The sequence below is a fragment of the Streptomyces sp. NPDC057280 genome, assembly GCF_042668605.1.
Classification (GTDB): Bacteria; Actinomycetota; Actinomycetes; order Streptomycetales; family Streptomycetaceae; genus Streptomyces.
The window spans coordinates 816,616-830,112 of record NZ_JBHUYR010000004.1 but is presented as its reverse complement, the minus strand read 5'-3'; the positions used below and the strand labels follow the sequence as shown (position 1 = coordinate 830,112).

8 protein-coding genes are annotated in these 13,497 nt (G+C 71.9%); all 8 read left to right on the top strand.

Annotated elements, in window-relative coordinates:
* Positions 1-1,418, top strand: a 1,418-nt coding sequence (treS, locus tag ACFUO4_RS27595; protein ID WP_383489737.1) for a maltose alpha-D-glucosyltransferase, incomplete at its 5' end; no start/stop codon positions are given.
* 28 nt (positions 1,419-1,446) lie between these two features.
* Positions 1,447-2,847 (top strand): maltokinase, encoded by a 1,401-nt coding sequence (locus tag ACFUO4_RS27590; protein ID WP_383489734.1) that lies wholly within the window; start codon positions 1,447-1,449, stop codon positions 2,845-2,847.
* Positions 2,848-2,851: 4 nt separating this feature from the next.
* Positions 2,852-5,053 (top strand): 1,4-alpha-glucan branching enzyme, encoded by a 2,202-nt coding sequence (glgB, locus tag ACFUO4_RS27585; protein ID WP_383489731.1) that lies wholly within the window; start codon positions 2,852-2,854, stop codon positions 5,051-5,053.
* Between the two features lie 64 nt (positions 5,054-5,117).
* A complete protein-coding gene (locus ACFUO4_RS27580; RefSeq protein WP_383489728.1) occupies positions 5,118-6,203 on the top strand; it encodes a glutamate--cysteine ligase in 1,086 nt (361 codons plus the stop codon).
* Positions 6,204-6,359: 156 nt separating this feature from the next.
* Entirely contained in the window at positions 6,360-8,264 is a 1,905-nt protein-coding gene (locus ACFUO4_RS27575; protein WP_383489725.1) for an AMP-dependent synthetase/ligase, read from the top strand.
* Positions 8,265-8,377: 113 nt separating this feature from the next.
* Complete coding sequence (locus ACFUO4_RS27570) at positions 8,378-8,782, top strand: ATP-binding protein (protein ID WP_383489722.1); 405 nt, start codon at positions 8,378-8,380, stop codon at positions 8,780-8,782.
* Positions 8,783-9,003: 221 nt separating this feature from the next.
* Positions 9,004-10,347 carry an NAD(P)/FAD-dependent oxidoreductase gene (locus ACFUO4_RS27565; protein WP_383489719.1) on the top strand — a complete coding sequence of 448 codons (1,344 nt, stop codon included), beginning with the start codon at positions 9,004-9,006 and terminating at the stop codon, positions 10,345-10,347.
* Positions 10,348-11,251: 904 nt separating this feature from the next.
* A complete protein-coding gene (locus ACFUO4_RS27560; protein WP_383489716.1) occupies positions 11,252-13,486 on the top strand; it encodes an FUSC family protein in 2,235 nt (744 codons plus the stop codon).
* Positions 13,487-13,497: the final 11 nt, after the last annotated feature.

The window sequence follows — 13,497 nt, the reverse complement described above, 5'->3', positions numbered from 1 at the left end:
AGTTCGTCGACGCCGCCCACCAGCGCGGCATGCGCGTCATCATCGACTTCGTCATGAACCACACCAGCGACCAGCACCCGTGGTTCCAGGAGTCGCGCAACAACCCCGACGGCCCGTACGGCGACTACTACATGTGGGCCGACGACGACAAGCAATACGCCGACGCCCGCATCATCTTCGTCGACACCGAAGCGTCCAACTGGACGTACGACCCGGTCCGTCAGCAGTACTTCTTCCACCGCTTCTTCTCGCACCAGCCGGACCTCAACTACGAGAACCCGGCGGTCCAGGAGGAGATCCTGGCGGCCCTGCGCTTCTGGCTGGACCTCGGCATCGACGGCTTCCGCCTCGACGCCGTCCCCTACCTCTACGCGGAGGAGGGCACCAACTGCGAGAACCTGCCGCCCACCCACGAGTTCCTGAAGCGCGTGCGCCGCGAGATCGACCTCATGTACCCGGACACGGTGCTGCTGGCGGAGGCGAACCAGTGGCCCGAGGACGTCGTCGACTACTTCGGCGACTACCAGACCGGCGGCGACGAGTGCCACATGGCCTTCCACTTCCCGGTCATGCCGCGCATCTTCATGGCGGTGCGCAGGGAGTCCCGCTACCCGGTCTCGGAGATCCTCGCCAAGACCCCCGCGATCCCGCAGAACTGCCAGTGGGGCATCTTCCTCAGGAACCACGACGAGCTGACCCTCGAAATGGTCACCGACGAGGAACGCGACTACATGTGGGCCGAGTACGCCAAGGACCCGCGGATGCGCGCCAACATCGGCATCCGGCGGCGCCTGGCACCTCTGCTCGACAACGACCGGGACACCATCGAGCTGTTCACCGCCCTGCTGCTGGCACTGCCCGGCTCGCCGATCCTCTACTACGGCGACGAGATCGGCATGGGCGACAACATCTGGCTCGGCGACCGCGACGCCGTACGGACCCCCATGCAGTGGACCCCCGACCGCAACGCGGGATTCTCCACGGCCGATCCGGGGCGGCTCAGCCTGCCGATCATCATGGACCCGGTCTACGGGCACCAGGTCACCAACGTCGAGGCATCGATGGCCTCGCCGTCCTCCTTGCTGCACTGGACCCGCCGCATGATCGAGATCCGCAAGCAGAACCCGGCGTTCGGCCTCGGTACCTACACCGAGCTCCAGTCCTCCAACCCCGCCGTGCTGGCCTTCCTGCGGGAGTACGAGGACGACCTGGTCCTGTGCGTGAACAACTTCTCGCGGTTCGCCCAGCCCACCGAACTGGACCTCCGTGAGTTCGACGGCCGGCACCCGGTCGAGCTGTTCGGCGGGGTGCGTTTCCCGGCCATCGGTGAACTGCCGTATCTGCTGACCCTCGGCGGGCACGGCTTCTACTGGTTCCGGCTCTCCCGAGTCGCATCCCGCATCGGCCGACGACTTTGAGCGTGTGCCGACGAAAGGACGCGTCACCATGCCGAAGACCGCATTCCCGAGCCCGAGCGACACGGCCGTCGTGGGGCCCATGGCCTCACTGGCCGGACTGCTGCGCGAGTGGCTGCCCCGGCAGCGCTGGTTCGCGGGCAAGGACCGGCCCGTCACGGACCTGGCACTGCTGTCCCTGACGGAGCTGTTCCCGGGCTGTCTGCATCTGCTGGTCCGTACCGGACACACGCCCGTCCCCGCCCCCGGCGGCACCACGGCCGGGTCCGGGGACTGCTACCAGCTGCTGCTCGGCGTCCGCAAGCACCTGTCGCCGCGGCTCGGCCGGGCACTGATCGGGCGGGCCGAGGCGGGGCCGCTGGCCGGGCTGACGGTGTTCGACGCGTTGCAGGATCCTCGTTCGGCGCAGCTGCTCCTGGACCGGCTGCGGCATCCGGGCGCGGCGGGCCCGCTGCGTTTCGAGGCCGACCCGTCGGTGTCCGTGCCGACCGGGCTGGTGCCGCGGGTGCTGGACGCCGAGCAGTCGAACTCCTCGCTGGTGTACGGCGACGCGTTCATCCTGAAGGTCTTCCGGCGCGTTCAGCCCGGCGTCAACCCCGACCTGGAGGTGCCGGGTGCGCTGGCCGGGCAGGGCTGCCGCCGGGTGCCCGCGCCCGTGGCCTGGTTCCGGACGACGCATCCGTACGGGGCCACCCTCGGTGTGCTCCAGCCGTTCCTGCCCGACGCCTCCGACGGCTGGACCCTGGCGCTGGAGGCGTTGGCCCGCGGCGACGACTTCACGGCGCAGGCGCGTGAGCTGGGCGAGGCCATGGCGGACGTCCATCTCGCCCTGGCCGCCGCGTTCCCCGCCGAGCCCGTCGCGACCGGTGCCGACCCGGCCGGCGGACCCGCCTGCGACCAGAACAGCCGCACGGCGGCCGCGATGACCGAGCGGCTGACGTCCGCCGCGCACTGCGTCCCCGCACTCCAGCCCTTCGTGCCCCGGCTGCGGACGGCGTTCGCCGCCCTGGAGGGCTGCGACGCCGGGCCGCCCGCGCAGCGCATCCACGGCGATCTGCATCTGGGCCAGGTGCTGCGGGCCGGGCGCGAGTGGTTCGTCATCGACTTCGAGGGCGAGCCGTCCCGTCCGCTCGCCGAACGCCGCAGCCCCCACTCCCCGGTCCGGGACATCGCCGGGATGCTGCGGTCCTTCGACTACGCCGCCCGGCAGCGCCGCCCCTGGCGCCCGGAGTGGGCGCGCCGCTGCCGGGAGGCCTTCTGCGCCGGCTACGCCGCCCGGGCCGGCTGGGACCCCCGCAAGAAACACGGTCTGCTCCGCGCCTACGAGACGGACAGAGCCGTGTACGAAGTCCTGTACGAGGCCAGACACCGCCCGGACTGGCTCCCGGTACCGATGGCGGCGATCGAGCGACTCGCCGTAAGGGGAGGCTGAAACCATGGCCCTGCGTGACACCTCACCCCCCGAGGCGGGCGGCCCGGTCCCCTGCCGTGCCGCGCCCGCCCTGGACCCCGGCGACCGTGCCCGGCTGCTGGCGGGCGCCCACCACGACCCGCACGCCCTGCTGGGCGCCCATCCGGTGCCCGGCGGGATCGTCTTCCGGGCACTGCGCCCCTTCGCCCGCGCCGTGAGCGTGGTCGTCGACGGCAAGCGCAGCCGGCTCGCCTCCGAGGGCGACGGCCTCTTCACCGGCGTACTCCCGCTGGCGGCGATCCCCTCGTACACCCTGCTGGTGGCGTACGAGGACGGCGAGCACGAGGTCCACGACCCGTACCGCTTCCTGCCCGCCCTCGGCGAGACCGATCTGCATCTCATCCGTGAGGGCCGGCACGAGGAGCTGTGGAAGGCGCTCGGCGCCGAGCCGATGACCCACCAGGGCGTGACCGGCACCCGCTTCACGGTGTGGGCGCCGAACGCGCAGGGTGTGCGGGTCGCCGGGGACTTCACGTGCTGGGACGGCACGGCGTTCCCGATGCGGTCGCTCGGTGCGGCCGGGGTGTGGGAGCTGTTCCTGCCGGGGATCGGGGAGGGCACCCGGTACAAGTTCGAGATCACCTCCCGGTCGGGCCATCGCTTCCTGAAGGCGGACCCGATGGCCCGGCGCGCCGAGGTCCCGCCGGACACCGCGTCGATCGTGACCGTGTCGCACTACGAGTGGGACGACGCCGAGTGGATGGCCCACCGGGGCGATGTACCGGTGCACGAGGCGCCGTTCTCCGTGTACGAGGTGCATCTGCCGTCCTGGCGGCCTGGATTGACGTACCGTCAGCTCGCCGAGGAACTCCCGGCGTACGTCAGGGATCTCGGGTTCACGCACGTGGAACTGATGCCCGTCGCCCATCATCCCTTCAGCGGTTCCTGGGGCTATCAGGTGACCGGGTTCTACGCGCCGACGGCCCGGCTCGGCTCGCCGGACGACTTCAGGTACCTGGTCGACGCCCTGCACCGGGCCGGGATCGGCGTGATCATGGACTGGGTGCCCGCTCATTTTCCCAAGGACGACTGGGCGCTGGGCCGGTTCGACGGGGAGCCGCTGTACGAGCCCGGGGACTGGCGGCGGGCCGAGCATCCGGACTGGGGGACGTACGAGTTCGACTACGGGCGCGTCGAGGTGCGCAACTTCCTCGTCGCCAACGCCGTGTACTGGTGCGAGGAGTTCCACATCGACGGGCTGCGCGTGGACGCGGTCGCCTCGATGCTGTACCTCGACTACTCCCGGGACTCCGGCCAGTGGACGCCCAATGTGTTCGGCGGCCGGGAGGACCTGGACGCGATGGCGTTCCTTCAGGAGATGAACGCGACCGTGTACCGGCGAGTGCCGGGGGTCATGACGATCGCCGAGGAGTCCACGGCCTGGGACGGGGTGACCCGGCCGACCGAGAGCGGCGGACTCGGGTTCGGGCTGAAGTGGAACATGGGCTGGATGCACGACTCGCTCGGCTACATCGAGCACGAGCCGGTGCACCGCAAGTACCACCACCACGAGATGACCTTCTCGATGGTGTACGCGTACAGCGAGAACTACGTCCTGCCGATCTCACACGACGAGGTCGTCCACGGCAAGCGGTCCCTGGTGTCGAAGATGCCCGGCGACTGGTGGCAGCAACGCGCCAACCACCGCGCGTACCTGGGCTTCATGTGGGCCCATCCGGGTAAGCAACTCCTCTTCATGGGCCAGGAGTTCGCGCAGGGAGCGGAGTGGTCCGAGCCCGACGGCCCCGACTGGTGGCTGCTCGATCCCGACTACGGCGCCGAAGCCGATCACCGGGGCGTCCGGGACCTGGTCCGTGACCTCAACGGCCTCTACCGTCACACCCCCGCCCTCTGGCAGCGCGACACCACCCCGGACGGTTTCCAGTGGGTCGCCGGCGACGCGGCGGACGACAACGTCTTCGCGTTCCTGCGCTACGACGCCCACGGCGCCCCTCTCCTCGCCGTGTCCCACTTCTCCCCCGTCGTCCGCCACGACTACCGCCTCTGCCTCCCCGGCGACGTCCCCGCCTGGCGGGAAGTGCTCAACACGGACTCCGGGCGCTACGGCGGCAGCGGGGTCGGCACACCCGATCCGGTCAAACCGGAGGACGGTGTCCTCACGCTCACGCTGCCGCCGCTCGCCACGGTCTGGCTCGCGCCCGTGTGATTGGCCGCCGCGGGGGCAGTCGGGGCATACGGACCCCGTCGTACTGGCAGAAGGGCGGCCCCACGTGCGCACCGTCGGAGTGGAGGAGGAACTCCTCCTTGTCGATCCGGAGACCGGCGAGCCCCGGGCTCTGTCCGCGGCCGTCCTCGCGCGGGCCGCGCAGGACGAGGCGGACGGGGACGTCTTCGAGAAGGAACTGCACACCGAGATGCTGGAGTTCGCCACGCACCCGCAGTCGGGGATGGCGGACCTCGGTGCGGAGATCGTCCGCTGCCGCAAGGAGGCGGCGCGGCTCGCCGAGGGGCTCGGCTGCACGGTGGCGGCCCTGGCGACCTCGCCGCTGCCGGTCAGTCCCTCCATCGGGGTGGGACGCCGCTACCAGTGGATGGCGGAGCAGTACGGCATCACCAGCCGGGACCTGGTCCTCGGCTGTCACGTCCATGTGTCCGTGGAGTCCGACGCCGAGGGCGTCGCGGTGGTCGACCGGATCCGGCCGTGGCTGTCGGTGCTGTCCGCGATCAGCGCCAACTCCCCGTTCTGGCAGGGCGGCGACACCCTGTACAGCAGCTACCGCAGCCGGGTGTGGCAGCGCTGGCCGTCGGCCGGGCCGACCGAGGTGTTCGGCTCGGCGGAGTGCTATCACCGGCGGGTCGCCGACATGGTCGCCACCGGAGTGCTCCTCGACGAGGCGATGGTCTACTTCGACGCCCGGCTGTCCCAGCGCTATCCGACGGTGGAGATCCGGGTCGCCGACGTCTGTCTCGACGCGTCGACCGCCGTGCTGATCGCGACCCTCGCCCGCGGGCTGGTGGAGACCGCGGCCCGCGAGTGGCGGGCGGGACAGGAGCCGCTGCCGCACAGTGTGAGCCTGCTGCGGCTGGCCGCGTGGCGGGCCGCCCGGTCAGGGCTGACGGAGGAGCTGCTGCATCCGGCGACCATGCGCCGGCTGCCCGCGCAGACCGTGGTACGGGCCCTGCTGGACCATGTCGGCGAGGCGCTGGCGGAGACGGGTGACCTCGAGTGCGCGCAGGACGCCTGCGCGGAGCTGCTGCGGAACGGCAACGGGGCGCGGGTCCAGCGGGAGCTGATGGAGCGGACCGGAAGTCTGCGGGAGGTCGTCAGGGAGTGTGCGCGCCGCACCCAGGCGTAGGAGCCCGCGGGGTGTCCGGCGGTAACGCCGAGATCACCAAACCGGCACTCCTTGTCGAATCCGGACGCCGACCGCTCTCGCCTGGGCTACATTCAGGCACCGCCGATAACGGTTCTCATCGGTGGAGTCACACCCCGTACACATCAGGAGCAGCGCATGCGCGACGTGGCCCTCGCTCCCCCGTCCATCTCCCCCCTGACCGGCGGGCTCGCCGACAGCGTCTTCGAGACGGCGGACCGCAATCCCACCCTGCCGATGCTCGCGCGCCGCTCCGGTCCCTCCGCCGCCCCCTGGGAGGAGGTGACCGCCGTCGAGGTGCGGGACGAGGTGGTGGACCTGGCCAAGGGACTGGTGGCCTCCGGGATCGCGCCCGGGCACCGCATCGCGATCATGGCGCGCACCCGGTACGAGTGGACGGTCCTCAGCCATGCGCTGTGGGCGGTGGGCGCCGAAGTCGTGCCGATCTATCCCACGTCGTCGCGCGACCAGGTGGAGTGGATCCTCCGGGACGCGGCCTGTGTCGGGGTGTTCGTCGAGGACGAACAGAGCGTGATGACGGTCGGGTCGGTGTGCGCCGCACTGCCCCAACTGCGGCATGTGTGGCAGTTGGACACGGGGGCCCTGGAACAGCTCGTGGAGCGGGGCGGGTTCATTCCGTTCACGACGGTGGAGTCGCTGCGCCGCATCGTGCTGCCGGACTCCACCGCGGCGGTCGTCTACACGTCCGGCACCTCCGGCCGGCCGATGGGCTGTGCGGTGAGCCACCGGGGCCTGGCGAGCGCCTGCGACGTGCTGCTGGAGGGCTGGGGGCACACGGTGGTGCCGCCCGGCGGCCAGGGCAGCGTCCTCGCGTTCCTGCCCTTCTCCCATGTGTACGGCCTGCTGGTGCAGAGCCTGTGCATCCGCGGCGGCCTGCTGATGGGCCACGAGCCGGATCTGAGCCCCGAGACGCTGTCGGCGTCCCTGCTGTCGTTCCGGCCCACCTACTTCTGCGGTGTGCCGTCGCTCTTCGAGAAGATCTACAAGAACTTCCTGCGGATGGCCCAGCAGGCGGGCCGCGGCGCCCTGTTCGAGCGGGCCGCGGGGACCGCCCGGGACTTCGCGGCGGCCGTCGAACGCCACCGGCTGGGCCAGGGCCCGGGGCCCGGCCTGGACCTGCGGCTCCAGCACGCGCTGTACGAGCGGACGGTGTACCGCAGGCTGCGGGCCGCACTGGGCGGCCGGGTGCTGCGCGCGGCCTCGGGCGGATCACCACTGGGCCGTGAGCTGTGTCTGTTCTACGAGGGCATCGGCCTGTACGTGAACGACGCCTACGGGCTGACCGAGACGAGCGGCGGCATCACGGCGCAGCCCGTGGGCCGGGAGAAGTCCGGCACCGTCGGACAGGCGCTGCCGGGCACGGACATCCGGGTCGCCGACGACGGGGAGATCCTGGTGCGCGGCCCCTCGGTGTTCCAGGGGTACGTCAACGACGAGGCCGCCACCCGGGCGGCGCTGGGCAGGGGCTGGCTCGCCACCGGAGACCTGGGGTACCTCGACCCCGAGGGCTATCTGACGATCACCGGCCGCAAGAAGGACGTCGTCATCACCAGCGGCGGCAAGAGCGTGGCACCGGCCTTCCTGGAGCAGCGGCTGCGGATGCACCCGCTCATCCACCAGGCGGTGCTGGTCGGCGACAACCGGCCCTGCATCGGGGCCCTGATCACCCTGGACCCGGACTTCCTGACCCACTGGCGCGCGGCGCTCGCGCTGCCGGGGGACGCGCCGAGCCGGGAGGCGCGTGAGGAGAACGCGCTGCGGGAGGAGATCGGACGGGCGGTCGCCGCGGCGAACAGTTCCGTGTCCCGGTCGGAGTCCATCCGCGTCTTCCGGGTGCTGCCGGAGCCCTTCGACCGCACCAGCGCGCTGCTCACGCCGTCGATGAAGCTGCGTCGCGACGCGATCGTCGAGCACTACGCGTTCGAGATCGACGCGATGTACCAGGCCCGCTCGCACGGCGCCTGGCAGCGGCTGCCCGAGGAGCCGGCCGGCTGGGAGGACTCGGACAATGTCTTCCGGTGACAGAGGTGCCCGTGGTTCCGATTGACCTCGGCGCCTTCGGGAACTCGCACAAGCGCCGACGTCGCAGGACGCCGGCCGAAGGACCTGGCCGATGAACTCGTAGGGACGACCTAGTGGCCTCCGTGGAGATCCCGAGCCGCACCACGAGCTTCCCGGGCGAGCCGCAGAGCGTGACCGGTGCGCGGCTCGCCGCGGAGGACTTCCTGTGTGTCCTGGCCGATGTCTGCCCGCCGGGCGCGCCCGAGTACTGGCACGACATCCTGCTGGTCGTCACCGAGCTGGCCGCCAACGCCGTGCAGTACGCACCCGGGGAGTTCTCCCTGACCATGCGGCGGACCTTCGACGGTGTGCACGTGACGCTGCACGACTCCAACCCCACTCCGCCCGCCCCGCGGCCCTTCCACCCGCGCACGGGCGGTGGCGGCGTCGGCTGGCATCTGATCCACGCCCTGTGCCGGCAGGTGAGCGTCGTCCCCGAGGGGGGCGGCAAGGACGTGCATGTGTTCCTGCCCTGGTGAGTCACATGACATTCACTCGCATCCGGTGCACTCACGCACCAGTGCGGGCATGGTGGTGACGACACGTTCGTCTGCCTGCCGCACCCGGCTGGCGGAACGGCTTCGGGCGCGGTGGGATCGGTGGGATGGGCAGCAGCGATCCAGGGCAGACGAACGTCGTTCGACTCGGACCGCCGGAGCCGCAGAAGGGAAGAAGGACCGTGACACGACCCAGGATTCTGGTGGTTGGCGCAGGTTTCGCCGGCGTGGAGTGCGTACGCCGGCTGGAACGCAAACTCGGTGCCGACGAGGCCGACGTCACGCTGGTGACGCCGTTCGCCTACCAGCTCTACCTTCCGCTGCTCCCCCAGGTCGCCTCCGGGGTGCTGACGCCCCAGTCGATCGCCGTGTCGTTGCGGCGGAGCAAGAAGTACCGCACCCGGATCATCCCGGGCGGTGCGATCGGCGTGGACCTCAAGGCGAAGGTGTGCGTGATCCGCACCATCACCGACGAGATCGTCGACGAGCCGTTCGACTACATCGTGCTGGCGCCGGGCAGCGTGACCCGCACGTTCGACATCCCCGGGCTCACGGACCACGCGTTCGGCATGAAGACCCTGGCCGAGGCCGCCTACATCCGCGACCACGTCATTTCGCAGCTCGATCTCGCCGACGCCAGCCACGACGAGGCGGAGCGGGCCGCACGGCTGCAGTTCGTGGTCGTCGGCGGCGGTTACGCGGGCACCGAGACCGCGGCCTGTCTGCAGAAGCTCACGCACGCCGCCGTCAAGCGCTACCCGCGCATCGACCCGGCGCTCATCAAGTGGCATCTGATCGACATCGCCCCGAAGCTGATGCCCGAACTGGGCGACAAGCTGGGCCGTACCGCGCAGGACATCCTCACCAAGCGCGGGATCGAGATCTCCCTCGGCACGTCCATCGCCAAGGCGGGTCCGGAGGAGGTCACCTTCACCGACGGCCGGGTGATCCCGACACGCACCCTGATCTGGACGGCGGGTGTCGTGGCGAGCCCGCTCATCTCCACGCTGGGGGCCGAGACGCTCCGCGGGCGGCTCGTGGTCGGCGCGGACATGAAGATGCCGGGCCAGGACGGGGTGTTCGCGCTCGGCGACTCCGCCGCGGTCCCGGACGAGGCCAAGGGCGAGGAGGGTGCGGTCTGCCCGCCGACCGCGCAGCACGCGATGCGGCAGGGCAAGCACGTCGCGGACAACGTCATCGCCACGCTGCGGGGCGCGGCGACGACGCCGTACGTCCACAAGGACCTCGGTCTCGTCGTCGACCTCGGTGGCACGGACGCGGTGTCCAAGCCCCTGGGCGTCGAACTGCGGGGCCTGCCCGCCCAGGTCGCGGCCCGCGGCTACCACTGGATGGCGCTGCGCACGAATGTGGCCAAGGTGCGCGTCGCCACCAACTGGACGCTGAACGCGCTCGCCGGTGACGATTTCGTCCGCACGGGGTTCCAGGCCCGCAGGGCGGCCAAGCTCAAGGACTTCGAGTACACGAACGCGTACCTGACGCCGGAGCAGGTACGCGCCCACGTGGACGGAACGGAGCGGCAGGAATAGGCCTGCCCGGCGGACCGGGCCGCGGGAGCCGGGCGATGCCGCACACCACGCGGATGCACGACGTCCGACACCCGCGGCCACGGAACGGCCCGCGGGCCGGCGACGTCGGACGGGTACCGCCGCAAGACGCTACGCCCGTGCCCACCGACGGCCACCCCCGACCGCCCGGCGGGGCGCGGGCGGGCGGCACAGGGCCCCTGCGAGCCCGAGACCAGAAGCCGCTGCCCGGTGACGGACAGGCCCCAACCCCCGGCGAGACGCTGGCTGGTGGTGGAAGGTCCGCGCGGCAGCGAGACCGCAAACCGGCGACCGGTGACGCGCAAGCCCCAACGCCCGGCAGGGCGCAGGCGGCTGAATCAGGGACCCCGCGACCGCGAGACCAGAAGCCGGTGACCGGGGACGAACGGGCCCCAACCCCCGGCGGGACGCTGGCCGGTGGTGGAAGGTCCGCGCGCCAGCAAGACCGCAAACCGGTCACCGGTGACACACAAGCCCCAACCCCCGGCAGGGCGCGGGCGGCTGACGCAGGGCCCCCGCGACCGCGAGACCAGAAGCCGGTGACCGGGGACGGACAAGCCCCAACCCCCGGCGAGTTCCGTGCCGTGACCGGGGTTGTGTGGCTGCGAGGCCGGAAACCGGTGGGGCGTGACGGGCGCGCTCGAACGTCGGGCGGGGTGGTGGCCGGTGGCGGGAAGTTCGGGCGTCCGCAGGACCGGACTCCGGTGAGGGACGTCCGGTCCATGCGGCCGCCGGGCGGGGGGCCCGTGTCATCGTGGGACGGGGTCTGGGCGGGTGGCGGCTTCAAGGGCGGAGGGGGCGCCGCCTGTGTGAGTGGGTGGGCGGTGGGTTTCCGGGGCTGTGGGCGCGGACTCGTCGTTCGTCGGTCGGCGGCGGGTTCCGTGCCATGACCGGGGTCGTGCGTGCGCGGGTGCGGGAGTTCGTCGTGGCGTCCGATCCCGGGCTGCTGCGGCTGACGGCCGGGCTGCGCACGGTGGGAGCCATCGCGCTGACGCTGGCCGTGCTCGCCCCGCTGGGCACCGATGTGCGGCATCTGGTGGCGGGGGCGATCGCGGCGATGGTCGCCACGTTCGCCGTCCGTGACAAGGAACGCGCCGCGCAGGCCGGCACGCTCGCGCTGGGCCTGCCGGTCGCGCTGGCCTCCGTCACCCTGGGGGCGCTGCTCGGCTCCCACGTGGTCGCCGGCGACCTCTTCTTCGTCGCGCTGATCTTCTGCGCGGTCTACGGGCGGCGGTTCGGCGACCGGGGCACCGCGCTCGGGCTGATCGGGTTCCAGGTGTACTTCCTGTCCCTGTTCGTCGGCGCGACGGTGTCCGGACTGCCTTCGCTGTACGGGGCGATCGGCGTCGCCTTCGCGAGCAGCGCCCTGGTGCGGTTCGCCCTGGTGCCCGAGACACCCGCGGGGACGCTGGAGCGGCTGCGGTCCGCCTTCCGCGCCCGCCTGGCCCAGCTGGTGACCGCGCAGCTCGAACTGCTCGACGCGGGCCCCGAGGACGTCGACAAGGCCCTGGAGCACGTCCGCGAGGGCACCGCCCGGCTGCACGACACCGCGCTGATGATCCAGGGCCGGCTGGCGGCCGGGACCGCCGACGAGAGCGTGGCCCGGCTGGTGCAGCGGCGGGTCGCGGACGCCGAGGTGGCCGCCGAGCGGCTGGGCCTGTTGCTGCTGACCGCCCGCAGCGCCGAGCGGGCGGACACGCTGACCCTGCATCTGCCGGGCGCACCCGTCCCCGCGGGCGGGCTGCTGCCGGTGCGGGACAAGGCGACCGACACGCTGCGCCGGGATCTTCAGGCGCTGCGGCTGCTCGTCCTGCGCCCGGTGTCCGCGGGGCAGGGCACGGCGCTGTCCCAGGTCCGCAACCGGCTCCTCGGCTACCGGGACGAGGAGCACCTGCCGGTCGCCCCACCCGCCGTCCAGGACGTCTTCCGCGGCGTCGGCGAGGCCGCCCGCGCGGTGCTGGGGCTGCGGGTCGCGCTCGACGGGCCCCAGGACGAGTCGGACGACAGCCCCGCCACGGCCCGCTCGCGGGAGGAGCTGGACGCCGAGGACGCGGCCATCGACGCGGGCGACGAGGCGGCGGAGGAGGAGCTCACGGGGCTGCGGCGGCCGACGACCCGGGCGGCCGTCCAGGTGGCGGTGGGGTCGTCGCTGGCCATCGCGGGCGGGGAGCTGCTGTCCAGTCAGCGCTGGTACTGGGCGGTGCTGACCTGCTGGATCGTGTTCATCAACACCGCCTCCACGGGCGAGATCCTGGTCAAGGGCTACCGAAGGCTGCTCGGCACGGTCCTCGGGGTGGTGGCGGGCATCGGGCTGGCGGCCCTGGTCGGGCACCACACCTGGACGGCGTTCGCGCTGGTGCTGGTGTGCGTGTTCCTGATGTTCTACACGGCACCCCTGTCGTACACGCTGATGTCGTTCTTCGTGACCGCGGCGCTGGGGCTGCTGTACACCCTGCTGCACACCTACAGCTTCTCGGTGCTCGTGCTGCGGATCGAGGAGACGGCGCTTGGGGCGGCGTGCGGGGTGCTCGCGGCGGCGCTGGTGCTGCCGGTGCGCACGGACCGGCGTACCAACGATCTGCTGGTCGCCGTCCTGGACCGGCTCGCGGACGTCACCGAGACGGCCGTGGACCAGCTCAGCGGCGGGCCGCCGGCCGACCTGCTGGACCAGGCGCGCGACCTCGACCAGGCACTGGCCGACCTGCGCGCCGCCACGAAGCCCCTCACGCATCCCGTCACGCCGCTGCGGGCCCGGCGGGACACGGCGCGGTACGTCGTGGCCCTGCTGGAGACCTGTGCCTACCAGGCGCGGGCCCTGGCCGCGACCGCGGAACTCCTGCCCACCCATCCCTCGATCGCGGCGGACCCACGCCTGCGCGGCGCAGGACAGCGCATCCTGCACAACATCCGCGCGATCGCCGCCCACGTCGCCGACGAACACTCCACCGACGAGGTCAGGACCGGGCCGAGCATCGCGGCGCTGCTGGAGGCCGGCGGACCCGGCGCACCCCGCTTCGGCCGGGTGACGGACCGGGTCCTTCGGCATCTGGGCCGCCTGGACGAGGGGGTGGTGGGCTTGGCACGTCCGCTGGGAGTGCCGGTGGCCCGGCCCAGGGCGTGAGGCCGACGGGC